General features: G+C 34.3%; 26 protein-coding genes. All 26 read right to left on the reverse strand.

All coding sequences use genetic code 11. From position 1 onward, the window contains the following. Positions 1-4: 4 nt before the first annotated feature. Entirely contained in the window at positions 5-1,174 is a 1,170-nt protein-coding gene (locus tag CALKRO_RS07500; protein WP_013430438.1) for a class I SAM-dependent rRNA methyltransferase, read from the reverse strand. Positions 1,175-1,195: 21 nt separating this feature from the next. Beyond that, positions 1,196-1,792 carry an NUDIX hydrolase gene (locus CALKRO_RS07505; protein WP_013430439.1) on the reverse strand — a complete coding sequence of 199 codons (597 nt, stop codon included), beginning with the start codon at positions 1,790-1,792 and terminating at the stop codon, positions 1,196-1,198. Further along, entirely contained in the window at positions 1,755-2,351 is a 597-nt protein-coding gene (locus CALKRO_RS07510; protein ID WP_013430440.1) for a molybdenum cofactor guanylyltransferase, read from the reverse strand. Before CALKRO_RS07510 ends, CALKRO_RS07505 begins: the two co-directional genes overlap by 38 nt. Continuing rightward, positions 2,348-4,279 (reverse strand): molybdopterin-dependent oxidoreductase, encoded by a 1,932-nt coding sequence (locus CALKRO_RS07515; protein WP_013430441.1) that lies wholly within the window; start codon positions 4,277-4,279, stop codon positions 2,348-2,350. The genes CALKRO_RS07510 and CALKRO_RS07515 overlap by 4 nt, the downstream gene beginning before the upstream one ends. A 21-nt stretch (positions 4,280-4,300) precedes the next feature. Continuing rightward, positions 4,301-5,137 (reverse strand): carboxylating nicotinate-nucleotide diphosphorylase, encoded by an 837-nt coding sequence (gene nadC / locus CALKRO_RS07520; RefSeq protein WP_013430442.1) that lies wholly within the window; start codon positions 5,135-5,137, stop codon positions 4,301-4,303. Beyond that, on the reverse strand, positions 5,138-6,754 hold the full coding sequence (gene nadB, locus CALKRO_RS07525) for an L-aspartate oxidase (RefSeq protein ID WP_013430443.1): 1,617 nt from the start codon (positions 6,752-6,754) through the stop codon (positions 5,138-5,140). 23 nt (positions 6,755-6,777) lie between these two features. Further along, positions 6,778-7,689: a quinolinate synthase NadA gene (nadA, locus tag CALKRO_RS07530; RefSeq protein ID WP_013430444.1), complete on the reverse strand. Its 912-nt coding sequence runs from the start codon at positions 7,687-7,689 to the stop codon at positions 6,778-6,780. 83 nt (positions 7,690-7,772) lie between these two features. Next, entirely contained in the window at positions 7,773-8,189 is a 417-nt protein-coding gene (ruvX, locus tag CALKRO_RS07535; RefSeq protein WP_013430445.1) for a Holliday junction resolvase RuvX, read from the reverse strand. A gap of 33 nt (positions 8,190-8,222) precedes the next feature. Then, on the reverse strand, positions 8,223-9,170 hold the full coding sequence (locus CALKRO_RS07540; protein ID WP_013430446.1) for an aldo/keto reductase: 948 nt from the start codon (positions 9,168-9,170) through the stop codon (positions 8,223-8,225). After that, entirely contained in the window at positions 9,157-10,665 is a 1,509-nt protein-coding gene (locus CALKRO_RS07545) for a hypothetical protein (RefSeq protein WP_013430447.1), read from the reverse strand. The genes CALKRO_RS07540 and CALKRO_RS07545 overlap by 14 nt, the downstream gene beginning before the upstream one ends. Next, complete coding sequence (locus CALKRO_RS07550; RefSeq protein WP_013403403.1) at positions 10,613-10,867, reverse strand: IreB family regulatory phosphoprotein; 255 nt, start codon at positions 10,865-10,867, stop codon at positions 10,613-10,615. Before CALKRO_RS07550 ends, CALKRO_RS07545 begins: the two co-directional genes overlap by 53 nt. Positions 10,868-10,938: 71 nt before the next feature. Beyond that, the gene (locus CALKRO_RS07555; protein ID WP_013430448.1) at positions 10,939-11,751 is read right to left on the reverse strand and encodes a TrmH family RNA methyltransferase; all 813 of its coding nucleotides are present in this window, start codon (positions 11,749-11,751) and stop codon (positions 10,939-10,941) included. Between the two features lie 44 nt (positions 11,752-11,795). Next, positions 11,796-12,155 (reverse strand): 50S ribosomal protein L20, encoded by a 360-nt coding sequence (rplT, locus tag CALKRO_RS07560; RefSeq protein WP_013430449.1) that lies wholly within the window; start codon positions 12,153-12,155, stop codon positions 11,796-11,798. 32 nt (positions 12,156-12,187) lie between these two features. Continuing rightward, positions 12,188-12,385 carry a 50S ribosomal protein L35 gene (rpmI, locus tag CALKRO_RS07565; RefSeq protein WP_013430450.1) on the reverse strand — a complete coding sequence of 66 codons (198 nt, stop codon included), beginning with the start codon at positions 12,383-12,385 and terminating at the stop codon, positions 12,188-12,190. Between the two features lie 27 nt (positions 12,386-12,412). Continuing rightward, on the reverse strand, positions 12,413-12,913 hold the full coding sequence (gene infC / locus CALKRO_RS07570) for a translation initiation factor IF-3 (RefSeq protein WP_013430451.1): 501 nt from the start codon (positions 12,911-12,913) through the stop codon (positions 12,413-12,415). 261 nt (positions 12,914-13,174) lie between these two features. Next, complete coding sequence (gene larE / locus CALKRO_RS07575; protein ID WP_013430452.1) at positions 13,175-14,005, reverse strand: ATP-dependent sacrificial sulfur transferase LarE; 831 nt, start codon at positions 14,003-14,005, stop codon at positions 13,175-13,177. Between the two features lie 132 nt (positions 14,006-14,137). Continuing rightward, positions 14,138-15,418 carry a glutamate-1-semialdehyde 2,1-aminomutase gene (gene hemL, locus CALKRO_RS07580; RefSeq protein ID WP_013430453.1) on the reverse strand — a complete coding sequence of 427 codons (1,281 nt, stop codon included), beginning with the start codon at positions 15,416-15,418 and terminating at the stop codon, positions 14,138-14,140. A gap of 2 nt (positions 15,419-15,420) precedes the next feature. Further along, positions 15,421-16,398: a porphobilinogen synthase gene (gene hemB, locus CALKRO_RS07585; RefSeq protein ID WP_013430454.1), complete on the reverse strand. Its 978-nt coding sequence runs from the start codon at positions 16,396-16,398 to the stop codon at positions 15,421-15,423. Next, a complete protein-coding gene (gene cobA / locus CALKRO_RS07590) occupies positions 16,388-17,863 on the reverse strand; it encodes a uroporphyrinogen-III C-methyltransferase (RefSeq protein ID WP_013430455.1) in 1,476 nt (491 codons plus the stop codon). Before cobA ends, hemB begins: the two co-directional genes overlap by 11 nt. Before the next feature lie 49 nt (positions 17,864-17,912). Then, positions 17,913-18,785: a hydroxymethylbilane synthase gene (gene hemC, locus CALKRO_RS07595; RefSeq protein ID WP_013430456.1), complete on the reverse strand. Its 873-nt coding sequence runs from the start codon at positions 18,783-18,785 to the stop codon at positions 17,913-17,915. Beyond that, complete coding sequence (locus tag CALKRO_RS07600; protein ID WP_013430457.1) at positions 18,782-19,456, reverse strand: NAD(P)-dependent oxidoreductase; 675 nt, start codon at positions 19,454-19,456, stop codon at positions 18,782-18,784. Before CALKRO_RS07600 ends, hemC begins: the two co-directional genes overlap by 4 nt. Further along, positions 19,420-20,604, reverse strand: a complete 1,185-nt coding sequence (gene hemA, locus CALKRO_RS07605) for a glutamyl-tRNA reductase (RefSeq protein ID WP_013430458.1) — start codon at positions 20,602-20,604, stop codon at positions 19,420-19,422. The genes CALKRO_RS07600 and hemA overlap by 37 nt, the downstream gene beginning before the upstream one ends. 224 nt (positions 20,605-20,828) lie before the next feature. After that, on the reverse strand, positions 20,829-22,523 hold the full coding sequence (locus CALKRO_RS07610) for a sulfate adenylyltransferase subunit 1 (RefSeq protein WP_013430459.1): 1,695 nt from the start codon (positions 22,521-22,523) through the stop codon (positions 20,829-20,831). 28 nt (positions 22,524-22,551) lie between these two features. Beyond that, the gene (cysD, locus tag CALKRO_RS07615) at positions 22,552-23,352 is read right to left on the reverse strand and encodes a sulfate adenylyltransferase subunit CysD (protein WP_013430460.1); all 801 of its coding nucleotides are present in this window, start codon (positions 23,350-23,352) and stop codon (positions 22,552-22,554) included. A gap of 14 nt (positions 23,353-23,366) precedes the next feature. Then, positions 23,367-23,684 (reverse strand): 4Fe-4S dicluster domain-containing protein, encoded by a 318-nt coding sequence (locus CALKRO_RS07620; RefSeq protein ID WP_013430461.1) that lies wholly within the window; start codon positions 23,682-23,684, stop codon positions 23,367-23,369. Next, complete coding sequence (locus CALKRO_RS07625; RefSeq protein ID WP_013430462.1) at positions 23,668-25,359, reverse strand: adenylyl-sulfate reductase subunit alpha; 1,692 nt, start codon at positions 25,357-25,359, stop codon at positions 23,668-23,670. The genes CALKRO_RS07620 and CALKRO_RS07625 overlap by 17 nt, the downstream gene beginning before the upstream one ends. Positions 25,360-25,370: the final 11 nt, after the last annotated feature.

Here is a 25,370-nt window from a genome sequence, read left to right on the forward strand (position 1 = left end):
AATCTTATAAAACCTGAAAAATAAAACATTTGAGGTACAGAGACTCTTCATAGCTAACAAGATATGGATGGTCTTTCGCCTGTGTTCTGTACTCAATAAGTCTTAATGTCTTTTTTGCATCTATTGCAGCATCTTTAATAACCTCAAAAAATATGTCTGGCTTCATATAATGTGAACATGAACAGGTCACAAGAATTCCACCCTTTTTGAGTATCTTCATAGCTCGCAAGTTTATCTCTTTATAACCTCTTTTTGCATTTTCCAAAGTGTGTATGCTTTTTGCAAATGCAGGAGGGTCAAGTATTATCATATCGTATTTTTCTTTCTTGTCGTCAAGCTCATTCAGATAATCAAAAACATTTGCAACCACAAATTCACATTTTGATTCAACCTCATTTAACTTAGCATTTTTTACTGCTTGTTCAATTGCTGTATCTGAGATATCAACACCTATGACCTTTGATGCACCGAACTTGGCAGCGTTTATTGTAAATCCTCCTGTGTGACAGAAACAGTCCAAAATCACTTTATCCTTTACAAAGTTTCTTATTGCAACCCTGTTCTCTTTTTGGTCCAAAAAATATCCTGTCTTTTGTCCATTTTCTATATCCACTATCATCTTAATACCATTTTCCTCTATCTCAACTTCCACAGGTGAGCTGCCATATAAAAACCCCTTTCTCAAATCAAGTCCTTCAATCTCTCTTACCCTTGCATCATTTCTTTCATATATAGCTTTTGGATTGACAACCTCAACTAATATTTCTACCAGCTTATCTTTAAATTTGTCAACACCTTTTGATAATGTCTGCATTACAAGAACATCACCAAACTTGTCAACAATAAGTCCTGGTAAAAAATCAGCCTCAGCAAATATAAGCCGGCAATTTTGTGTATAACCTATACTTTTTCTGTATTCCCAGGCATCTTGAACTCTTTTTCTAAAAAAGTCAATATTAATCTCCTCATTTTTGCGTGTAAAAAGTCTTACAAGTATTTGAGACTTGGAATTTATAAATCCCTTTCCCACAAACTTCCCTTTAAAATTTAACACATCAACAATATCCCCATCCTCGAACTTCCCATCTATCTTCTGTACTTCATGCCTGAAAACCCATGGATGACCGCTCTCTACTCTCAGTCCTTTCCCTTTTGCCAAAAATACTTTTGCCATACTCCAAACAACACCTCTTTTTTAGTTTATTTTCTTTCGTACAAGGTACTCATATACAAGATAAGTAGAATAGAACCTAAACTTGCCCCAGTCACCCCAAAAACCTCTTTGTTCTTTCAAGATATCACAAAGATTTTTTAATTTACCAAAAGAAATTTTTATTGCTTCAGAAATTTCACCATCAGTTTTTGCAAGATTATCATTTTCATACTTTTCAATTAAAAATACAAACGAATAAAAATCGAAATGTTCTTGCAAATAGAGAAGATTATACTTTATCGCTCCAATCAACAAAAAATCTTTAATATTCAGTGCAAGCTCTTCTTTTACTTCTCTTTTCAAAGCCTCATCTACATCCTCGTTAAGACCGATGCCACCAGAAGGTATCCTGTAAACCTTATCAGGATACTCTTTTTGTCTTACAACAAGCACTTCTTCGCCATCTTTTATCGCAAACACCACTTCACCTATTCTATCAACATTTATTTTGCTTTTAACATATTCAAAGAATTCTCTATCTTCTATTGTTACAGTAACCTCTTTTACAATCAAATCTGAAGCAACTGGTACTCTTCCTAAATCAAACTTGGTTTGAAAGAGATCTTCTAAACCTTTCATTTGCCTCCTCCAAATCAGATTGAGTATTTATATTTCTAAAACTTTCTAAAAAAGAGTCGAATCTCAAAATTTCGTCAAGTTCAATTTTCTTTACATTTGAGTTCTGTAAGATAGCAGAAAGAGAAAATATATCCTTGTTTATAAAATCCAATGCTTTTTCTAAAAATGTTTTAGTATATACACAAAAAAGAGGCTCAAAATAGCCATTATAATAAGGAACAACTGCATCGTAACCATCAAAACTTAGCATATATTCTACAAGTTCTTTTTTCACAAACGGCATATCACATGCTATTATAAAATTCTTATTTGTTCTTGTAACCATCAAACTTGTCAAGACACCTGCAACAGGTGCATCTATATTAATTTTATCTTTTATCACCTCAAACCCTTCAAACTCTATATACCCGTTTTTTACCACAATAAACTTTTTGTCAAAAAGTCCACCTATACTCTTGTCTATTAATTGTATAACACTTTGATTACTAATCTTAAGATATAATTTGTCAAATCCAAGCCTTTTTGACTTTCCACCCGCCAAAATAAATAAATTTTTCATGTTGCCACCTTTTTCACAAATACAAAATTTGAATTAAATGCTGCTTGACTGTCCATCTCTGCTGTCTTGGGAAAAATGCAAGAGTTTATTGTCTCAATATTTTGGTTTTGATAACCTTCTTCAACAATTATATAACCTCTTTTTATATCCTTTTTCAAAATTGCTTCAACAACAAAACTTCCACAGCCATTGTAAATAAGCACTTTATCGCCATTTCCAATTCCAAGTCTCTTTGCATCCTCAATATTAAAAATAGCAATTGGTCTTCTTTCAAAAAACTCCTGAGAATGCAATGTTTTTTGAGAATGAACAGTCACAAGTCTGAGCTGGTTTTTTAATATCTTATTTTCATCTATAGTTGGCACAGCTACACCCATCTTTTCATTTTCAAATTCAAATTTTTTGCTCTTTGTTGCAAATAGTTTATCTTCCCATGGAACTTCCATTTTGGTTGCACGCACAAAATATTTGTCAAATTTAATATTTAAAGCTTTCTCAAAATGAGCTTTTACATATTCTACCCACTCTTTTTCTGATTTTATAGGAAAATCCAAGTCAAGCCTTTTGGCAAGCTGGTTTATTATCTCAACCTCTGATTTTGACTCACCAATGTTTTCAATAACCTTTTCAGAAACCCCAATATAATCATGCCACATATTCGGCACAAACACATCTTCTTTCTCAAGAAAACTTGCAGCAGGAAGTATAATATTTGCTGCCTGGGCTGTTGCTGTCAGAAACATATCAACAACAACCACAAATCTTTTTTGAAGTTCCCTAAATACCAAATCTGAGTCAGGACACTGCGAAACAGGATTTCCAGCAGATATATAAATCATCTCAATCGGCGGGTTTTGCTGGTCTTTTAGATATTCACCAAGTTTTGCTCTGTTATAAAAACGCTTATTCACAGCCCTGTTATCGTCTTTGAAAACTGAAGCTAAATTTTGAGTGAACCTGTTAGCAAAGTTTGAACCTCCGCCCTTTATTCCCACATTACCTGAGATTGCAACAAGATAGTCAATTGTTCTAATTGTATTTACTCCATTTGTATATCTTTGCGGACCATATCCAATAAAAGTTGATACAGGCTTTTGAATGTAAATATTTGCAATGTTATCTATATCTTTTTTGTTCACACCGCACTTTTTCTCTATCTCATCATATGTTATTCTACTTGCAATCTCCTTTACCTTTTCAAATCCAATGGTATACTTTTCGATGAATTCTCTGTCTTCCTTCCCATTTTCTAATATATATTTTATTGCTCCATAGGCAAGGTAAGAATCAGACCCAGGATTTATAATCAGCCCAATATCAGCTATCTTAAACGCTTCGGTAGGGTAAATGTCAATCACTGCTACTTTTTTACCCTGTTTTTTTGCCATATGGACAAAATAAAAAAGATGAAGATTTGTCCATATAGCATTTCTTCCCCAAAGAACAATCCAGTTAGAATTAAAAATATCAAACGGTGAATGACAAAGCGAATTTCCAAAATCCATTTTTTGGGCAAGAAGACCTGCTCCCCAGCACAAACTCCCTTCAGAGTATGTTGCACCACCTAAATAATCAAAAAATAACCTTTCAATATTTCTTAAATATCCTTCATACCCATCTCCACTATAGTATAAAATGGCACTTGAGTTGTACTTTTTTAAAATCTCTTTTATTTGCTCTGCAATCATGTCAAGAGCTTGGTTCCAGGAAATTTGGTGAAATTCATTTTTGACCCTCAAAAGAGGAGTGGTTATCCTTTCTTTTGAATAAACCTTCTCAAGCAATCTATAACCTTTCGGGCATAAAAAACCATTAGTGATAGGGTGGTCTTTACTACCGTACACTTTTACTGCTTTCCCATCTTCAACCTGAACAACAATCGCACAACTGTCAAAACAGTCAAGTGGACAAAATGTCATTTTTTTCATAAGAGTTTGCCTCCAAAAACTTTAGTCTACAAAGTCAAGGCTAATATCAAGGCTTTTTACTGAATGGGTAATAGAACCAACAGAAATAATATCAACACCTGTTTTTGCAATCTCTTCAATGTTATCAATATTTATATTCCCCGATGCTTCTATTAAAACTCTTCCTTCAGCTTTCTCAACAGCCCTTTTCATCTCATCAACTGTGAAATGGTCAAGCATAATTATATCTGCACCAGCAGCCAATGCCTCTTCAAACTCTTGCATATTACGCACTTCTACTTCAACTTTCATTGTATGTGGGACATTCTCTTTTGCCCTTTTTACAGCCTCTGTTATACTCCCAACAGCCTTTATGTGATTATCCTTAATTAGCACTGCATCAGATAAAGAATACCTATGATTTTTTCCACCACCGACAAAAACAGCGTATTTATCAAGCATTCTCAAAAGAGGAATGGTCTTTCGAGTATCAGAGACAGCTGCCCTGTATCCTTTCACCTTTTGGACAAGCATATTTGTAAACGTTGCAATACCGCTCATCCTTTGAAGAATGTTTAAAGCAAGCCTTTCACCCATCAAGATTGTCCGCGTTTTCCCTTGTATTTTGGCCAAAACATCACCTTTTTGAATATTGTCTCCATCAGTTTTTAACTTTTCAAATTTTATGTTTGAGTCTAATATCTCAAATACCCTCTTTGCCACATCTATTCCACATAAAATTCCGCTCTCTTTAGCCAATAAAACGGCACTCGACGTACTCTCTTGTGGAATTAATAAGTCTGTTGTAATATCTCCATATGGCATATCTTCTATAAGTGCATCTCTAATAATTTTATCAATCACCAAAAAATTCAGCATTTAAAAGATTTCCTCCCATCCATAAATGTTTGAGTATACCAAATGCTTTTTCCAGTTAATATCGTCCTGATACGGAAAATCTTTTCTGTAATGAGAGCCTCTACTTTCTTTTCTCATAAGCGCAGCATTTGCCAGGATGTATCCTATCATAAGCATGTTATAATATTCTATCTCTTTTTGAGTGCTGAGTCTCATTATATTCAATATTTCTAACCTTGAGACAATGTAATCTATCAATTTTTCAAGTCCTTCTCTTGTTCGCACAATCCCTGCATGCTCACTCATTTTACTTCTCAAACCTTCAATCTCGGTAGCTACGTTCAAATCAAAATCCTTTTTACTCAAGCTTCTATGATAGATTGCTATGTGTTTTACATTTTTTTGTAACCTGCCATTGATATATTGAGCTATTCTTCTTCCAAAAACAAGACCTTCTAAAAGTGAATTTGATGCAAGCCTATTTGCTCCATGAACACGTGTCCCTGCTGCCTCACCACATACAAAAAGGTTTTCTACAGTGGTTCTGCCAAACTCGTCAGAAAGCACCCCACCCATACTATAATGCTGCGCAGGTGCAACAGGAATTCTCTGTTTTGTAATATCGATACCAAGTTCCAAACATTTTTGATATATATTAGGAAATCTTTTTCTTATAAAGTTAGCATCAAGATGAGTAATATCAAGAAATACGTTTTCAGAACCTGTCCTCTGCAGCTCAAAGTATATACTACGAGAAACAATATCTCTTGGTGCAAGCTCTGCAAGAGGATGGTACTTAGGCATAAACCTTTCACCAAAACTATTAAAAAGAAGAGCACCTTCTCCTCTTACTGCCTCTGATATTAAAAAGCTCTTGTTTTTTTCATGATAAAGCACTGTAGGATGAAACTGCACAAGTTCCATATCCACAACCTTTGCTCCACACCTTACAGCTGCAGCACAGCCATCGCCTGTTGTCACCTCAGGGTTGGTTGTGTATTTGTACAAATATCCATAGCCACCAGATGCCAGAACAATGTTTTTTGCAAATAAAATGACATTCTTATTATTTATCTTTAGCAAAACTCCTATGGCAGTGTTCTGTTCATCGGTGAGTATATCAACCAGAAAAGCATTTTCAAATATTGTAACGTTTTCATATGACTTAACTACATGTCCTAAATGTTCAGACACAATTCTTCCCGTTGCATCACCACTTGCATGGATAATCCTTCGTCGGCTGTGTGCTCCTTCCTGACCTAAAACAATCTCACCTTCGTCATCTAAATCAAACGGAATATTCATCTTAAGCAGAACATTTATATTTTCAATAGCCTCATCAACCAAAATTCTTACCATGTGCGAATCACAAAGACCACTGCCCGCTCTTATTGTATCCATATAGTGTATGTCAGGACTGTCATCATGGCTAAGTGGCGCTGCAATCCCACCTTGGGCCAAAATGGTATTGCTAACCTGCATGGTTTCTTTTGTTACAAGAGCAGTTTTTAGTCTTTTGTCAAGATTGACTGCAGTGTATAGCCCTGCAACGCCTGTTCCAATAATCACTACATCAAAATTTAATACTTCATCACTACCAGAGTCAAATTCAATACAAAACCTTTTAAACTCTGTCAAACTAACCATCCCCAATTTACAAATTAGCCAATTTCAAGCATCTTAGAAAGTGCTTTTTTTGCGCCTTCCATAATTTCTTCTTCAACTTCTATCTGGTACCTCTCATACAAAAGAGCATCTCTTACCGATTGCAAAGTATTCTTCTTCATATTAGGACAAATCATCCCTGGATGAAGAATATAAAACTTCTTGTCGGGATTTAGCTTCTTTAAACTATACAGCACTCCCATCTCTGTGCCGATAATAAACTCTTTTTCTTTTGAAGCAGTAGCAAAATCTATTATCTGTTTTGTACTTCCGACAAAATCAGCAAGCTCAACTACTTCTGGTCTACACTCAGGATGGACCAAAACCAAAGCATTTGGATGTAAAGATTTTGCCTTTTCAACATCCTCTTTTTTTATCTTGTAATGGGTAATACAGAATCCTTCCCATAAGATGATGTCTTTTTCCGGTACCTGTTTCTTTACAAAACTTCCTAAGTTTTTGTCTGGCAAGAAAATTATTTTGTCATTAGGAAATTCTCTTACAATCTTCACAGCATTTGATGAAGTACAGATAACATCTGATTTTGCCTTGACAGAAGCAGGAGAGTTAATATAACACACAATTGAATAATCAGGATATTTCTTTTTTAAATTCTCAACATCTTCTGCAGTCACCATATCAGCAAGAGGACATCCAGCATCTATCTCTGGCAACAGTACCTTTTTATTTGGCGAAAGTATCTTTGCACTCTCAGCCATAAAGTGAACTCCACAAAATACTATAACTTTTTCTGGACGCTCAGCACACACTTTGCTAAGATAAAAAGAGTCGCCCACAAAATCAGCAATCTCCTGCACTTCATCAATTTGGTAATTGTGAGCAACTATCAAAGCGTTCTTTTCTTCTTTTAGCTTGTAAATTTCATTTTTTAGTACTTCTATATTCAATAATATCACTCGCTTTTCTTGGAAAGATTTTTATCATTAATATACCATTTAAGAAGACCAAAATCAACATACACAAAAGATGCTTAGCTTCCATTATAAAAGTCAAGATACCCCTGAAGAATATAAACTGCCGCAACTTTGTCAATTATCTTTTTCTTTCTTTTCCAGTTCAGTTCTTCATCTATCACTCTTTCAACAGCTTTTGTTGAAAATCTCTCATCCCATTTTACAATCTCTACATTGTATCTGCTTTCAATCTTTTCAGAAATCTCATCAATTTTTTTAAGTTTTTCATCTTTCTGATCAGGATGTAACTTAGAAAGAGGATAGCCTATCACAACCTTTTCTATATTGTATCCTTGAAATATCTTGTCAAGTTCTTCAAACAAATCTTTATTTCGTAACTCAATTGTCATAACCGGCTGAGCAGTAATTTTGAGTGGGTCTGAAATTGCAACACCAACTCTGCTGTTACCTATGTCAAGACATAGAATCCTCAATTTGCAACCACCTTTCTACTTTTCCGATTTGCTTCAGATTACTTTTAAAGCAAAAAGCTTACAATAGCTACTGCAGTATCCACAGCAAAGACATTTGGAATAGTCAACAACCACTTTTCCATCTTTCACAGAAATAGCATCTTGGTGGCAATGCAAAGCGCACTCTCCACAGCCTTCACACCAGCTTTCAACATGAATCTTTTTTGTCTTTATATTTTCTAATAATTCCTTTTCCAAGTAAACCTTCTTTTCCTCAAAGCATCTAATATTATAGTCAACTTCAAATATACTTTGCATACCAATTGCAACAGAATGAAGATAAGGAAAATCAAATATAAACTCAAGCGCTTTCTTAAAGTTAGAAAGGAGGTTGCCTCCACCAAATATCTTCATAGCAAAAATTCCTTTGCCATGTATGTAAGCTTCTTTTATTGCCTCAGCCATCTCATCAACTGTACCATCTACAATTCCAATTCCCTTATAGTTAAATATAGGATGGATTACTTCAATTTCTGGATATTTGAGGGCATCTTTTACCGCCTTTACATAGTGGGTAGATATACCAAAATGTTTTATATACCCTTTTTCTTTTGCTTTTAAAAAATACTCAACTGCTTCATAATGTCCTTTGAAAGTATTCTCACCTTCCTGTTCATGGAGCATAAATAGGTCTATGTAATCAACATCCAGTTCTTTCAATGCTTTATTTAAAGAAAATTCTGCTGTTTTTTTATCATAAGCATATGATTTTGTAGATATCACTGGTCGTATCCCACTTATCTGGATTGACTTTCTTATGTATTCATATGTCTCATACAGCTCAGCAGTATCAACAAAATTTATACCTTTTTGATACGCATACGCCAAAAGCCTTGCTCCATCTTCAATAGATAATCTCTTTTGAAGCGGCCCTAAAGTCAAGGTACCAAAACATATTCTGCTCACATAAAGTGATGTACTTCCAAGTTTAATTGTTTCCATATTCTTTCACCATCTTTGCAATGTATATATTCAAGTTTAAAAATCCCAATAAAAGACCTACAATTATCGTGCCTGAATCGTTTAAAAGCCATGCAAACATAGTAATTATAATAAACAATTTTATTTTTTCTTTTTCAAGTGGTCTTAAAACCAAAATTTCATTTTTGGTCAAAGCTAAGATACTTAAAATCACAAAGCAACTAACAAGCAAAATTGTCAATGGATATAATACAAAATAAGAAAGATTCATGAGAACTTTTCTTTTCATTGCACCAAGTAAAACCTCAGTGTTTGAAAAAACATTAAATAGATAGCTATTCTTGAAGATAGCAAAAACTATCAAGATTGCAGCTGGTAACAATAAAAAAATCATCTTTTTTTTGTTTCGTGAAGTTATAACTGAAAACAAAATAAAACCTAAAAGCATGGAAACAAGCCCGCCAAAATTTATACCATAATAGGGAATAGATAAAAATACAGCTAAGATCCCAAGGAATATATAAAGATTTTTCAAAGGAATCTTAGTCACAATTGAAAATACAAATGCAAAGCCCAATAAATAAGCAAAAAATTCATTGCCTATGCCATAAAACCTATTTGCAAATGAAGGATGATATCCCGCCGTAGAAATAATTTGCAAATAGTTATCATAAAAAATAGCTTGAATCAAAATAGAGAGGATTCCACCCAAAGCAACTCCAGCTTGAGTTTTTTCTAAACTGAAGTATGATAATATTAACGAATTTGCAAAAAATAGTAATAAAAATATAAAAATATGGTTAATATACTGAACTATTATCGGTGAGTAGATAATAAAAAGGTACGAAAGTAACACTATGGTAGGAAATAATTTTAAAATATACATACGCATAGCGCTTGGTAAACCTATTTTAAAACCACCAAAATAAATTATTGCTTCTAAAATTGAGAATATAATAATAACAGCAAAAAGCACTATCAAATACTTATTAAGATACATAAGCTGATAATTCAATGCCCAAAAAAACTTCCACAAGTATTGTAAAAAGTCTTTTGCTACTAATATTTTGGCATCATTATTAAACTTGCCTTCTAATATATCCATAAACTCGCTGTCCAGCACAAGTCCAGCTCTTTTAGTGTGAACTGACTTGAAAGTAAAAAAGCCTTCATCAGAAAGGTTATCGAAGACAAAGATTAATCTGCCATCACCACTGTATAAAAAAAACAGACCCTCTTTTTTCTTTTTAATCTGTGATAGACCGCTAATATTTGTCCCTTTTTTTTCAAGATATTCTTTAATCTTTTGACTTCTTTTTTGATCTTTTAAAACTACAATCACTGCCCAACCTTTTTTGCTACTTGAAATAACTTCTTTTGTAGCAGAAAAAAAATATTTATTAATAAACTCTTTCCCTTCAAATTTGTAGAAACTGAATGCAAAACTTAAGCTGAAAATTAAACTACTCAATGTTATTATCAATATAAAACTTAACAATTTCTTCCAATATTTCATCTCTTTCAATTCTCCTTATTATAGAGCGGGCATTCTTATGATTAGTAATATAAGTTGGGTCACCTGATATTAAGTATCCTACAAGCTGAGCAATTGGATTGTAACCCTTTTCTTTCAGCGCACTGTAAACTTCACTCAATATCTCTTTAACCTTTTTTTCCATACTCTCTTCAAATGAGAAATGTTGAGTTTTATCGTTCATTTCTTATACCACCTTTTAATTAATTTTTAAGCCCTCATCCACAATTTTAACTCTGGATGAAGGCTTAAATTCTATCTTTTTCTCAATTCATACAACACAATTGAAGCTGCCACCGCCGCATTTAAAGACTCTGTTTTGCCAACCATGGGAATTTTTATCTTTCTTGTTGCCACCTTTGCAAAAGAATCGCTAACTCCTTCAGATTCATTACCAATAACAATACAAAATCTTTTGTCAGGAACAATTTTTGAAATTTCAATATCACCATACGGCGTTGCCACATAAACTGCAAAGCTATTATCTTTTAGGATTTTGATTAATTTTCCCTCTTCAGCCTCTCTCATAATCTGAAGATGAAAAAGTGAACCCATTGTGGCACGTGTTGTCTTAGGATTGTAAATATCAACTGTTCCCTTTGTTGTTACAACAGCGTCAAATCCAAATGCATCAGCACATCTAATTAATGTTCCCAAATTGCCAGGGTCCTGTAGGTTGTCAGCTATAACTACTCTTCTCAGATTTTTTATAAAATTTATATCTTTGTCAACAAAAATACACTCAGCTAAAATACCTTGCGGTGTAGAAGTTGTAGTAATGTATTCAAACAACTTATCAGGAACCTCAATAACTCTTTTTATTTTCCCATCTTGTAAAAGGTACTTGCACTCCTCAAAAAATTCTTGATACTTCTCTTTTGCCTGTTGAGAAAATATAACCAAGTTTATACATTCAATCTGATACTCAATAGCTTCTTTGACAAGTTTTAAACCTTCAATTATGAAAGACCTAAACTCTTCTCTGTACTTTTTATCATGCAGTTTTTTTACTCTCTTTATACATTCGTTCTCGCGACTACTAATAAACTCAACTTTTTTTGTGGACATCTTATCAATAACCCTTGCTAAAAAAAATTAAAATTTGAAACATTTTACTGCGCATTTATTTGCTTTTTAGCAATTTCAACCAGCTCAGCAAATGCTTTTTGATCATTAACAGCCATATCTGCTAAGACTTTTCTATTAAGATTAATTCCTGCTTTTTTAAGACCATTCATAAACTTGCTGTACGAAAGACCATTTTGTCTTGCTGCTGCATTAATTCTTGTTATCCACAGCCTTCTAAAATCTCTCTTTTTAAGCCTTCTACCTATATATGCATATCTTAAAGACCTCATTACAGCTACATGCGCTTGTTTAAAAATCTTGCTCTTTGCACCAAAATAACCCTTTGCAAGTTTTAGCCATTTTTTATGTCTCTTTCTTGCCCAAACACCATTTTTTATTCTCATTTATAACTCTACCTCCTGCTCAAAATTGTTGTTTATAGGTACGGCAAAAGCTTTTTGACTGCTTTAACGTTGGTAGCATCAACAACCACCGTCTTTTTCAAATTTCTCTTTCTCTTTCTTGACTTACCGCTCAAAAGGTGACTTTTACCTGCTTTTCTTCTTAAATATTTCCCACTTCCACTAATCTTAATTCTTTTTGCAAGACCTCTATGTGTTTTAAGTTTCGGCATCAAAAAACTCCTCCCCATCAAAAATTTTTATTGCTGTTTTGGCGCAATGACCGCTGTAAGGTTCTTTCCATCCAATTTCGGCTTTTTCTCAACAACTCCGTAATCTTTTATTTTTTCTATGAACCTGTTTATAATTTCTTCACCTATTTCAGGATGCAAAACTTCACGACCCCTAAATCGAATAGACACCTTTACTTTGTCTCCATCCTGTAAAAACCTAATTGCATTTTTTACTTTTACGTTAAAGTCATGTTCTTCAATTGTGGTTGTAAGCCTGATTTCTTTTACGTTAATAACCTTTTGATTTTTCTTTGCCTCTTTCTCTTTTTTGGCAAGTTCAAACTTATACTTGCCATAATCCATTATCTTGCACACAGGTGGATTAGCATGAGGAGCAATCTTAACTAAATCAAGTTTTTTTTCCTCAGCAATCCTCAGTGCCTCTTTTATGCTCATAATTCCAAGTTGAACACCGTTCTCATCAATTACTCTTACTTCCTTGTCTCTTATCTGCTCATTAATGAGCAAATCTTTATTATTTATATTAAAACACCTCCTGAAAATAAATAACCCTAATTCCTAATTTAAACAAAAAGTGGATAGAAGCATAGCCTATCCACTCCCTTACCTCTTTTTGAGCCATATTAATATGGCTCAAAAAGCACTATTGACCCTCCGAGTCATTTCTCGGAAAGGTGAGAAGCGATAGACTTCTACTTCTTTTTCACCTTTATAAGGATACCATATATACTTTGAAAATGTCAATATCAAATAAAAATTTTAAAAAACCTATAAATTCAAACTCAAATTCATACTCCCTGTTCTGTACCCCTCTAAATCTAAAGTAATATACAAAAAACCTAACTCTTTAAACTTATTCCTAACATTCTCTATTAACTTAATATCTAAAAACTTCTCCATCTCATCCTTACCTATTTCTATTCGTGCAAGTTTGTCTTGATGATACCTTACCCTCACCTGCTTAAACCCAAGTCCAATTAAATATTCCTCAGCTTTTTCTATCATGCTTAATTTTTCTTTTGTTATTCTTTCTCCGTAAGGTATGCGTGAAGAAAGGCATGCAAAGGCAGGTTTGTCCCATGTTGGAAGTCCCAACTCTTTTGACAATTTCCTAATATCCTCTTTTGTAAGCCCAGCAACTTTAAGTGGACTTACCACATTCAGCTCACATGCCGCCTTCATGCCAGGTCTAAAATCATTCAAATCATCAAAGTTTGAACCATCCGCAACATACTCAATTCCATGTGCCTTTGCTACTTTCCATATCTTTTCAAAAAGCTCTTTTTTGCAGTAATAGCATCTATCAACAGGGTTTTTATTAAATCCCTCAATTTCAAGCTCTTCTGATTCTATGACTATGTGTTTTGCTCCTATTTGTTTTATGAATGTTATTGCATCATTGAGTTCTCTTTTTGGATAGGTTGAGGATGTTGCAGTCACAGCAATAACTCTATCTCCTAAAACATCATAAGCAACTTTGACTAAAAATGTACTATCCACTCCACCTGAATAAGCAATTGCAAGGCTTCCTAAGCTTTTGATATAGTTTTTTAATTTTTCATATTTTTCTTGTAATGTTTCATCTATTATGATATCCATAAAATTACCCTCCTGTATGTTATTGTATTAAATTATTTAGATAGATTTAGTATAAATTTATTTTACACGTCTCCTTTTATTCTATCAACATATTTTTAAACATACTAAGTTAACTACAAGACGTTGTTCTTATCATTTCCTTTTTGAAGAGCAAAATTCCTCAGCAATTTCAACGAATTTTTCTACATCATTTTCGCTATGTGCTACAGATAAGAACATCGCTTCAAATTGAGAAGAAGGAACATAAATATGGTTTTTTATCATATATTCTGCAAAACTTCTGAACAAGTCTAAATCGCTCATCTTTGCCATCTCGAAATTTTCTACCTTTTCAACTCCAAAAAAGATTGTTAGCATTGAACCTACCCTGTTTATGCAAAAAGTTAAATTGGAATTAGAAAAGACTTGTGTCAACTCTTTTTCGAATTTTCCTGCTAACATCTCCAAATTACTATAAAAATGAGGATTTTCTTTAAGCTTCTTGATAGTAGCGTACCCTACACTCATCACAATTGGATTGCCCGACATAGTACCTGCCTGAAAGACATTTCCTTGGGGTGCTAAACACTGCATTATCTCTTTCTTGCCACCAACTGCACCGCAAGGAAGTCCTCCACCAATTATCTTTCCAAGAGTTATAAGGTCCGGCTCAACATTATATAAAGCTCTTGCCCCTTTTAATGAGAGCCTAAAGCCGGTTATTACTTCATCGAAAATCAGAACACTGCCATAGAAGTTGCAAATTTCTCTTAAAGTTTGTAAAAACTCTTTTTTTGATGCTACAGTTCCCATATTTCCTGCCACAGGCTCAATTATAACAGCTGCTATCTCATCTTTGTTTTCTTTAAAAGCTTTTTCTACTGAATCTAAATTGTTGTATTCAACAACAATTGTATTTTGCACAATGTCTTCATCAATTCCTTTTAATCTTAGCTCAGCTACTGCTGATCCTGCTTCTTTCAGAAAGATGTCATGATGACCATGATAACAGCCTGCAAACTTTACTATTTTTTTCTTCCCAGTATAGCCTTTCGCAAGTCTTACAGCAGTCATTGTAGCTTCTGTTCCTGAATTAACAAATCGAACCATATCAATTTGAGCTGTCTCACACACAAGCTTTGCCATCTCATATTCAATTTCTGTTGGAGCACCAAATGCTATTTGTTCTTCCACCACTTCTTTTATCCTATTTACAACATCAGGGTCACAATGCCCTAATATCATTGCCCCCCAGGACAGCACAAAATCAATGTATTCATTCCCATCCACATCAAATATATGGCAGCCTTTTCCTTTTGATATAATAGGCGGAATAATACTCAAATTCTTAAATGCACGAATTGGACTGTTAACACCACCAGGAATATATCTTTTGGTCTTGTCAAATATCTCTTTACTTTTATCAAGTCTCATGCTTACAGCTCCTTTCGATTTAATATCTTTGCAGCCTCTAAAGCATGGTACGTTATAATCGCATCAGCACCTGCTCTCTTTATTGCAGTCAATATTTCAATCATTATCTCTTTTTCATTCAAAAAACCAAGCTTGCCAGCACTTTTTACCATGGCATACTCGCCGCTAACATTATAAGCTATAATAGGAATATTGAATTTCTCTTTTGCCACAAAAATTACATCAAGTGATGTCAAGGCAGGTTTTATAATTACAGCATCGGCGCCTTCTAAAATATCAGCTTCTATCTCTCGCAGAGCTTCTCTTTTGTTTTGGTATGGCATTTGATAACTTTTTCTGTCGCCAAAAGCAGGCCGTGAGTTTGCTACATCTCTAAATGGCGCATAAAGTGAGGATGCAAACTTTGCACTGTATGGTATAATGGGAGTATAAACAAATCCGTGACTGTCAAGTTTCTCACGGATAGCAGCAACCCTTCCGTCCATCATATCAGATGGACAAATTATATCTGCCCCTGCTTTTGCATAGGACAGTGCTATTTCACTTAAAACTTCTATTGTCTTATCATTGTCTATTTTATTGCCTTGCAAAATACCGCAATGTCCATGAGATGTGTACTCACAAAGGCACACATCTGCAAACACTAATATATCTTCAGAATATTCTTTTATTTTCCTTATTGCCTGCTGGACTGCCCCATCATCCTTGGTAGCATAACTGCCCATCTCATCTTTCTGTGAAGTCACACCAAACAAAATTACACCGCCAATGTCAGCTTTCTTGATTTCATCCAAAATTTCATATAGTCTGTCAACAGATACCTTCACAATGCCATCTAATTGCGGCATTCTTTCAAACACGTTTTTACCATCATCAATAAATAGTGGAAAAATAAACTCTTTGCTGTAAAGTCTTGTTTCATAAAAAAGTTCTCTTAAAGCTTTTGTCTGTCTTAACCTTCTTAATCTTTTAAACTCCATTTTTGACCACCTCTAAAATCTTATTTACTATTCCCTCATCAGTTACCTCATTACTAATGATACTTTTAATACCGAAACTTTCCAATGTCTTTTGGGTATGCTCACCAATTGAAATAACTATTTTATTAGAAAGCATTTCAACCCCATAGCATTCTATAAAGTGTCTAAACATTCCTGAGCTTGTGAATACAAATATGTCTGAATCGTAAACTGCATCATTTGGGTTTTTAGTAAATTCCATTGAATATGCAAAGATGGTATCAACCTCAAATCCCAGGCTTTCAAGGGAATTTTTGAAGTAATCTCCTGCATTTTTTGACTGCACAGTCAATATCTTTTTGCTTTTATCAATTTCATTTTCGAAAATCTTGATCAAGCCATCTGATGAATGTTCATCTGGAATATATTTTACCTTAAATCCTCTCTTTTGGAGTGAAAGTGCAGTTTTTTTGCCTATTGCAGCAAAGTCACCTTTTATATTTCTCACATCTATATTTTTTTCAATCAAGTAGTCAAAAAAACTATCAACACCATTTACGCTTGTAAATACCAATATATTGTATTCAGGCAAAGAGTTTATAATTTTATCAATCTCCTCCCTATGTAGAACTAGTTTTGAACAGCAACCATCAACAACGTCCGCACCAAGACTGAATAGCAAACTTTTTATATTCCTTGAGACACTTTTTGGACGTGTGATACAAATTCTTTTACCAAATAAAGGTAAACTCTCATAAAAAGAAAGCTTATTCCTAAATTTTATGACTTCACCTATTACAAATACCATCGGCGATGTAATTTGATTTTTAAACTTTCCAGTTGCAAAGTCTTCTAAATGCCCGCTAATTACTTTTTGCCGACCAGTTGTTGCATTAATTACTGCTGCAGTAAGGGTTTTAGGTTGTTTGCCGTGTAAAATCAGTTTTTGTGAGATACTTTCAACATTTTCGGCAGACATGAGAAATATTAAAGTGCCATCAAGTTTAGAAATTATGTTCCAATTCAGCTCTTCATCGTTGCACGTGTGCCCAGTAAACACATGAAATTCACGTGCAAGTTTTCTATACGTGATTGGAATACCCGCAAAGGTTAAAGCAGAGTAAAATGAACTAACACCAGGAATAATTTCAAAAGGTATGTTATTTTCAAATAGTTTTTCTGCCTCTTCTGCTCCCCTTCCAAATATATATGGGTCTCCACCTTTTAGCCGAACAACATTAAAACCTTTTTTTGCATATTCTATCATTAAGTTTATAATTCTGTCCTGAGAAAGTACATGTTTTTTTGGTTCTTTACCACAGTAGATATAAATTGCATCATCTTTTGCAAGCTTCAACAAATTTTTGTTTATTAACCTGTCGTAAATTATTACATCAGCAGTTTTTATAGCATTCAGACCCTTTACTGTTATCAAGTCCTCCATGTACGGACCGGCACCAACAATATATACTTTTCCAACTTTCAATATACACAACTCCTTCTTGGGCAATCTAATTTCATATGGTAACAAAAAGCTAACTTTTGAGCATATTACTTAGCTTATTTGCAAGAGACAAAAAGTCAGCTTTGTCACCCTCAATACTTGCTTTTACTAATTTATCACCTCTTAAAAGGGAAGCAAATGCATAAATTTTGTCCTGGTCTGTTTTACAAAAAACGCCAATCGACGAATGACACCCTCCTCCCAAAAACTTCAAAACAAGTCTTTCAAATTGGGTTTGGATATATGCATCAGTATCGTTTATTTTATTCAAGATGTTTTTATAAGGACTATCCTTAAGGCATTCAATGCATATTGCTCCCTGACCGGGGCAAGGTGTAATCTCATTTACATCAAAAATATAACTCACACGAGAATCTAAGTTTAATCGTTTTAATGCAGCATAAGCAAGCACAACTCCATCAAGCCCTTCTGACTCAATCTTTGAAAGTCGCGTTTCTATATTTCCTCTTATATTAACAACCTGTATATCTTCTCTTAAATTTTTTAAATGTACCTCTCTTCTTAAACTACTTGTTCCAATTTTTGCGTTTGGTTTTAGCTGGTAGAATCCCACACCATCTTTTGACACAAGCACATCTCTGGAGTCCTCTCTTTCGACAACTGCAACAATATCAAAATTACTATCCATTTCACAAGGCAGGTCCTTTAGGCTGTGGACAGCTAAGTCTATTTCCCTTGAGAAAAGTGCAAGTTCAATCTCCTTTACAAATACACCGGGGCTTTTAAAATCTTTTAAGCTTTTTGTTTTATCAATATCTCCTTTTGTCTTTATAGGAACAAATTCACATTCAATACCTAAGGTTTGCTTGATTTTTCTTGCTACAATATCAACTTGAATTCTGCTAAGCTTGCTGTCCCTTGCGCCAATTCTTAACTTTTTCATCTTGTCACCTCAAAATTTAAAACATCTTCGTAAAACAATTCTATAATCTTATTTGCATACCCTTTTTTGAAAAAATAATAAAAGTCATCAGAACAGACAAATTCTAATATCTGGTCTTTTTGTGGATGATGCTTTAATTTTTCTCTCAAATCAGTTGCCCATTTGCAGAACATGGTAAAACTTTGAAGAAAATTGAGAACTTTCTGTGTAAGATATTTCGAAAGTTTCGGATTTCCCCTATTTATTGACAAGCTAAAAACAAATTCATCACTTCTTTCTTGGGCACCAAGTCTCAAGTTTCCAAGATTATAATCTGAACACACCAGATATAGTTTATTTAGTCTTTTGCAGTGCCAGATAATTCTTTTTTCAAGCTTTCTGTTTGACACCCCAATTACAACTATGTGCTTATCCTTTAAAAAACTTTTGCGAAATTTCCCTCTTTTGAGTTTTAGATATCCACTTTTCAACTCTCTGAAGCCTATATCAAACCTTGGCGACAAAACTTCAACCTCGCAGCCAGCTTTTAGAAATGTTTTGGTTTTTATAAAAGAAGCTTTTCCTGCACCTATAACCCCCACCTTAATGTTATTTGCTACAAGTCCAATATGCATAAGATTTTCAAAGCCTGAATCTACTTCAAGAATATTCTCCTCACCAGATTTGAACAAATTTCACCACTTCCTTCTTTGTGTGCCTCTTTCAAAACTTCAACTGCCCTATCAATATATAAATTTGCAATCCTTAGCAAAAGTTCTTCAATTTTTTCTCTCTCTTCGTTGTTAAAATCCTTTAGCTTCTTCACTTGCATTTTACACAGCAGCTCTGCATGTTTTTTCATATCCTCAATCAAGCTTTTATATTGCCTAAACTCAAGCCAATCAATAAATTCAGCAACATATTTGTCAATTATATGGTGATTCTCTTGCATCTTTGAAATTCTAAGTTCTTTGTTAATGGTATCCATCTTATGGACTTGGTCAATATCAATCACTTTAACGTTCGGAAGTTCATACACCTCAACATCCACATCTCTTGGCACAGCAAGGTCAAATATGAGCAGATTTTTTCCCTCTGGTATATCATCTTTGTGGACAACTGAATGTGGAGCAGATGTTGAACATATTAGACATTGGGCTTCTAAGATTGCCTCCTTTTTATCATAATACCTAAACTTTTCAGGATTTAGCTTAACGAATTGGTCAATTTTTTCATTTTTTCGTCCTATCAAAAACACTTTGTCGACATCTGAATTTTTAAAGTAGTTGCAAAATAAAATTCCAATATTTCCCAGTCCAATGATAGCAATTTTTCTGATATTTGATTCTTTCAAAACCTTTCCAACAACTGATGCGATGGTGATGGGATGCTCGTTTAACCTTGCTTTTGTTCGAAATTCCTTTGAACATTTTAAGGCAACTTCAAAAAGCCTTTCAAGGACTGGATTTTTACCGCCCACCAGCTTTGAAATCTCTTTTGCTTCTTTTACCTGAGCAACGATTTGATCTTCACCAATTAAAAGAGAATCAAAGCCACATACAACCTCAAATAGGTGTTTTATGCAATCTTTGTCTTTGTAAATATAAAATAAATGCACATATCTTTTATCCCAGTCAAGTTCAGTGAATATTTTTTCTATGTCGACATACTCTTCTGAAAAGAAGTAGATTTCTGTTCTGTTGCAGGTATTGAGAATTATGACTTCATTTGCTAATTTTTTTAAGCTAATTAGCTTTTCTTGCAACTTGGTTTTTATCAAAGAGAATTTTTGTCTGATATCAACTTCTACTTTGTGATTGATTCCAACGACCCATAACACAAAACATCATCTCCGAAGGTTTTTGAACTATACAAATGCTCATACGAAATATTTGATATATATTGTTCTTTATGATAAATTGCCCTCAAGAGAAATTTTATCATGCTTGCAAATCTTTGTACAATTCTCTTGAGGGCTGGACAGAATAATTTTTTAATTCTGCAAAGTTTCATTTTTTTGAATATTTAATTTTTGTAAGTTTCAAAATAATGCAAATAATAACTTCAGACTGTAAATTTGAAACTTCTATTTGCAGATATATCGTACCACTTGTTAGCAAACATGGCTAAAAGAAAGTTATCGTTCTTTTGTAATTGAACTAATTCATTCTTAAAATCCTCAAATTCATCAATTGAGTTCACTTTCAAGTAAAATCCATCTGCTGTTATTATTGGAAGTTCACTGTAAATATACTGATCAATATTTACTAAGTCGCTTAATTGGCCTTTTCTAATTTTTGCAACAAGTTTACAATTTATATCAATGACATCAAAACTTTCAGGGTAAGAATAAGTTTCACCCTCAATAGGAACAGCATCTCCTACTTTAAATGTTCTTTTGTACTTAGGATGTTTTCTAATAAGACCTTCAGACAATGAATAATAATATTCATCAAAGCAATGAACTATCATCTCTTTGTCATCTTTTACAAATTTAGTTGCCTCTTCTTTTAGGTTAGCTAAGCCTGATATGATGCCACCGCCAGAGACATCATACTCGTCTACTAAAACAAACCTACCTGTTGTAGGATTTACTTTAAATTCATCAAAGCAAATCTTTTCCTTAGTTTTTATAGTCACTTCTGCAACATCGTTTGTTCGAACCTCAAGAGCATTTTCTACTGTCTCAAGAGTTGTCGCATCTATAACTTTGTCTATAGAAACAATTTCACATTCTGTCTCTTGTGTAACAAGCTTTAGTTTATATGTTTTATTCTTCTCAAGATTTCTTTTTCCAAGCCAAAACAAATTTGCTCTGAATGTATCTGAAACATATAAAGTATTATCGTTTTTGCGAACAATAACTTCTCCTCTTTTGTTAAAGAACTCATCTTCAATAGTAATTCCAATAGACATTCCTGCTACTACTTCATCCTTTTTATTATTTTCTGGCCAAAATTCAATCGATTTGACTTTACTAACCTTTCCTTCTGGCAGGATTTTTATTTCATCTCCCACTTTTAGCCTTCCAGATTCAAGTCTGCCAGCAATTATCCTCCTGTGGTCAAATTTATACACATCCTGTATAGGAAATCTTAAGAGTCTATCTTCCAATTCTTTGTCTTTCTCAAAAAGGTCCAAAGCCTGAAGTAGAGTCTCACCCTTGTACCATGGCATTTTATCAGACTTTCTTGTTATGTTATCTCCTAAAAAACCTGATACTGGAATGTACTTTTGAGGATATACGTTGAGCTTGTTCAAAAAGGTTGAGATTTCGTATTTGATTTCTTTGAACTTTTCTTCCGAAAAGTCTATCATGTCCATTTTATTGACTACAACATACACTTTTTGTATTCCCAAAAGTGATAGAATATATGCATGTCTTTTTGACTGTTCCTGTACACCTTCAGCAGCGTCAATAACAAGAAGTGCTGCCTCTGCATTTGCAGCACCTGAAACCATGTTTTTGAGAAATTCCTTGTGCCCCGGAGCATCTATAATTAAATAGTCTCTTTTTGGTGTTGAAAATTTTATCTGGGTTGTATCAATTGTAATTCCTTGTTTTTGTTCTTCTTCTAACGCATCTAAAAGATAAGCATATTCAAAAGGTCTGCCCTTTTCTTTGCTTATTCTCTTTACTCTTTCTATTGCAGTCTCTGGGACAGATTTAGTATCATACAAAAGTCTTCCAATTATTGTTGATTTACCATGGTCAACATGACCTACTACTACAATCTTGAGCAATTCTCTTGCTGTCATAACTTCAAATACCTCCTTGTACATAGCATTACATGTATCCTTCTTTTCTCAGTTTTTGCATTGCATACGCATCTTCTTGGTCTTGAGCTCGTCCTGCTCTTTCGTTTACCTTGGTGTTTTTTAGCTCTTCAATTATCTCATCAATTGTTGTTGCATTTGACTCAACAGGGAATGTGCACGGTGCACAACCAAGGCTTCTGTATCTTTTCCCATTTTTGGCAAAGTACAAATCAATAACTGGGATGTTTTCACGTTTGATGTACATCCAAATATCAATTTCTGTCCAGCTAAGCAAAGGATGAACTCTTACATGGCTTCCTTTAGGAAAATCTGTATTAAACTGGTTCCAAAACTCAGGTGGTTGATTTGTATAGTCCCATTCAGAATCCTCATTTCTAAGACTGAAGAACCTCTCTTTAGACCTTGAACCCTCTTCATCCCTTCTGATGCCAAGTATCAAAGCTTCAAACTTGTATTTATTAATCACCTGCTGAAGCGCATCTGTCTTTAGTGCTTTGCAGCAAACAAGCCTTCCCTTTTCAGGACCCATCCCTTGTTTTAGTGCTTCTTCATTTATGTGGACAATTAAATCAAGGTTGTATTCTTTAGCCAATTTATCTCTGTACTTTATCATTTCCGGAATTTTGTAGGTTGTATCTATATGAATCAGTGGGAATGGGCAATGTCCGAAAAACGCTTTTTTAGTGAGCCACAAAAGCACTGTCGAATCTTTTCCTATTGACCAGAGCATTGCTATCTTGCTAAATTTGCTATAAGCCTCTCTCAAAATGTATATGCTTTCTGCTTCCAATCTATCTAAGTGATCCATTTTATTCTTCCCTCCTAATATGTGGTGTTATCTTTGAGATTCTGTACAATCATTTCTTTTTCGCCGCTGGGTTTTTCAAAGTACCAGTACATAATCTCATCATTTTCTTTTTCTACATACATAGTTGTTCCATTTCCCCCAATTTCTGCACCTAAAAAATATCTGATTGCAGAAAATTTACACTCTTTTACACACGCAGCACAGCCCCAGCAATCACGCGGGTCTCTGATAAATGCTTTCTTATCTTCATCTATCACAATTAAATTGCCTGGACAAATTTCAGCACATTTTCCACATCCAATACATCTTTGTCTGTCAATCCTTATGCTCATATACCTCATCCTTTTTTACTAAGCTTCTAAAGATTATCTTGACTTGGCCATCTTCAAATCGGGAATTCACATACTTCAAAAAGTTCTCATCGTCCTTATAAGGATAATCAACAAATTCTTGGAATGCTCTCCATCTTGTTTCTTTCCTTGCTTCTAAATGATGTAGCAAAACTTTGCAAACATAGAGTCTATCAATAAGCTCATAAATTTTCATAAGCTGGTAAGTATCTTCGGCTCTTAATCTTTGGGCAAGTGTAAAAAGTTCTTCTATTCTTTCTTTGGCAATTTGTAACCCTTTTAGATTGTACGCATAACCTGCCGAAATCCCACCAGCATAAACATCCATTACTTTTTGCATAGCTTCTTCTAATTCTTCTGTGGTGTACAAAGGAGAAGTATTTGTAAAAAATCTGTGAACCTCATAGAGTGTTTGTTCTATTGAGGATATATCTAAGGTTTCAAACTCTTTGTCTTTTATATACTTTAGCGCAGAATTTGCAGCTATTTCAGCCTCTGCGAAGCAGCCTGTGACATACTTGTGAGGACATCCTCCAACAACATCCCCTGCTGCAAATAAGCCTCTCAAAGTTGTTTGTCTTTCTGTATCTACCCAATAACCACTTGCTGAATGACCACCAACGATGTATGGTTCTGAGCCTTCAATTTCGACATTCTCAACCGACGGCCCTTTGCCACTGTTGATCCACTTAAGTGTCTGTGATGGTGCCATGTGAAGATATGCTTTTATTAGCTTCTGTTCGTCCTCTTTTGAAATCCCTACTGTTTTTAAATAACACGGACCTCGGCCTGCTTTCATTTCCTCAACCGTTGAAAATACTCTGTTGTATGTGGTAGGTCTTCCATATCTTTTTTCATAGTACTCACCTTTTGAATTGATAAACTCAGCTTTTACCTCTTGAACTATTGTTCCTGTTGGCGCTAAAGTATCCTTACAGCGAAGAGCTATAAATCTAACTTCGTAACTTGTCATCTCGCAACCTGCTCTGATTCCCATTGCATATCCTGAACCTACATTAAAAGGTGGATACCACATCTTGTGTCTTGAAAATCCAGGGTTGTTAGGCCTGTAGAGCCCTGCAGCACCACCTGTTGCACAGATCACTGCTTTGGCGATGATAATGTAGAAAACATTGCTATTTATAGAGAATCCATATGCCCCTATTACTTTACTGTCTTTGACGATGTAATCAATGATATTTACATGATTTAGCACTTTGATATTACTTTTACTCTCAACTGCTTTTGCTAAAATTGGTTTTATATTTTCGCCATTTATTTTTATGTTTCTTTTACCTCTTGCTAAATATTTTCCATTTGAATCTTTTAAGATGACAAGCCCCATATCTTCAATCTTCTTTGTAACCTCATTTAATCTTAAGGCCATAGTGTATACCAAATCTTCTCTTACGATATTTTCGTAATCCTCCTTGACATACTGCAAGTACGTCTCTGGAGTTTCTCCTTCTGTGATATAGGCATTCAGAGCATTGACACCTGCAGCAAGGCATCCGCTTCGCTTAATGTTTGCCTTTTCTGCAATTAAAACACTCACGTTTGGCGCTTTTTCAGCAATTGCTATGGCAGCAAAACACCCAGCTGTTCCACCACCAATTATGAGTATGTCAGTTTTTAGCATCTTCACTTCAAAGTTCATCTTACTTTATC

The organism is Caldicellulosiruptor kronotskyensis 2002, assembly GCF_000166775.1.
Taxonomy (GTDB): Bacteria; Bacillota; Thermoanaerobacteria; order Caldicellulosiruptorales; family Caldicellulosiruptoraceae; genus Caldicellulosiruptor; species Caldicellulosiruptor kronotskyensis.

Bases quoted from the DNA above. Each gene is read 5' to 3' on its own strand.
- CALKRO_RS07510 (WP_013430440.1), bottom strand. From the start codon at position 2,351: ATGAAAAATTTATTTATTTTGGCGGGTGGAAAGTCAAAAAGGCTTGGA.
- rplT (WP_013430449.1), bottom strand. From the start codon at position 12,155: ATGAGAATAAAAAATGGTGTTTGGGCAAGAAAGAGACATAAAAAATGG.
- CALKRO_RS07515 (WP_013430441.1), bottom strand. From the start codon at position 4,279: ATGAAAAAAATGACATTTTGTCCACTTGACTGTTTTGACAGTTGTGCG.
- larE (WP_013430452.1), bottom strand. From the start codon at position 14,005: ATGGATATCATAATAGATGAAACATTACAAGAAAAATATGAAAAATTA.
- hemL (WP_013430453.1), bottom strand. From the start codon at position 15,418: ATGAGACTTGATAAAAGTAAAGAGATATTTGACAAGACCAAAAGATAT.
- nadC (WP_013430442.1), bottom strand. From the start codon at position 5,137: ATGCTGAATTTTTTGGTGATTGATAAAATTATTAGAGATGCACTTATA.
- CALKRO_RS07505 (WP_013430439.1), bottom strand. From the start codon at position 1,792: ATGAAAGGTTTAGAAGATCTCTTTCAAACCAAGTTTGATTTAGGAAGA.
- CALKRO_RS07620 (WP_013430461.1), bottom strand. From the start codon at position 23,684: ATGAGCATAAGGATTGACAGACAAAGATGTATTGGATGTGGAAAATGT.
- hemB (WP_013430454.1), bottom strand. From the start codon at position 16,398: ATGGAGTTTAAAAGATTAAGAAGGTTAAGACAGACAAAAGCTTTAAGA.
- CALKRO_RS07555 (WP_013430448.1), bottom strand. From the start codon at position 11,751: ATGTCCACAAAAAAAGTTGAGTTTATTAGTAGTCGCGAGAACGAATGT.
- hemC (WP_013430456.1), bottom strand. From the start codon at position 18,785: ATGAAAAAGTTAAGAATTGGCGCAAGGGACAGCAAGCTTAGCAGAATT.
- CALKRO_RS07550 (WP_013403403.1), bottom strand. From the start codon at position 10,867: ATGAACGATAAAACTCAACATTTCTCATTTGAAGAGAGTATGGAAAAA.
- CALKRO_RS07545 (WP_013430447.1), bottom strand. From the start codon at position 10,665: ATGAAATATTGGAAGAAATTGTTAAGTTTTATATTGATAATAACATTG.
- rpmI (WP_013430450.1), bottom strand. From the start codon at position 12,385: ATGCCGAAACTTAAAACACATAGAGGTCTTGCAAAAAGAATTAAGATT.
- CALKRO_RS07540 (WP_013430446.1), bottom strand. From the start codon at position 9,170: ATGGAAACAATTAAACTTGGAAGTACATCACTTTATGTGAGCAGAATA.
- CALKRO_RS07500 (WP_013430438.1), bottom strand. From the start codon at position 1,174: ATGGCAAAAGTATTTTTGGCAAAAGGGAAAGGACTGAGAGTAGAGAGC.
- cysD (WP_013430460.1), bottom strand. From the start codon at position 23,352: ATGGATCACTTAGATAGATTGGAAGCAGAAAGCATATACATTTTGAGA.
- CALKRO_RS07625 (WP_013430462.1), bottom strand. From the start codon at position 25,359: ATGAACTTTGAAGTGAAGATGCTAAAAACTGACATACTCATAATTGGT.
- CALKRO_RS07610 (WP_013430459.1), bottom strand. From the start codon at position 22,523: ATGACAGCAAGAGAATTGCTCAAGATTGTAGTAGTAGGTCATGTTGAC.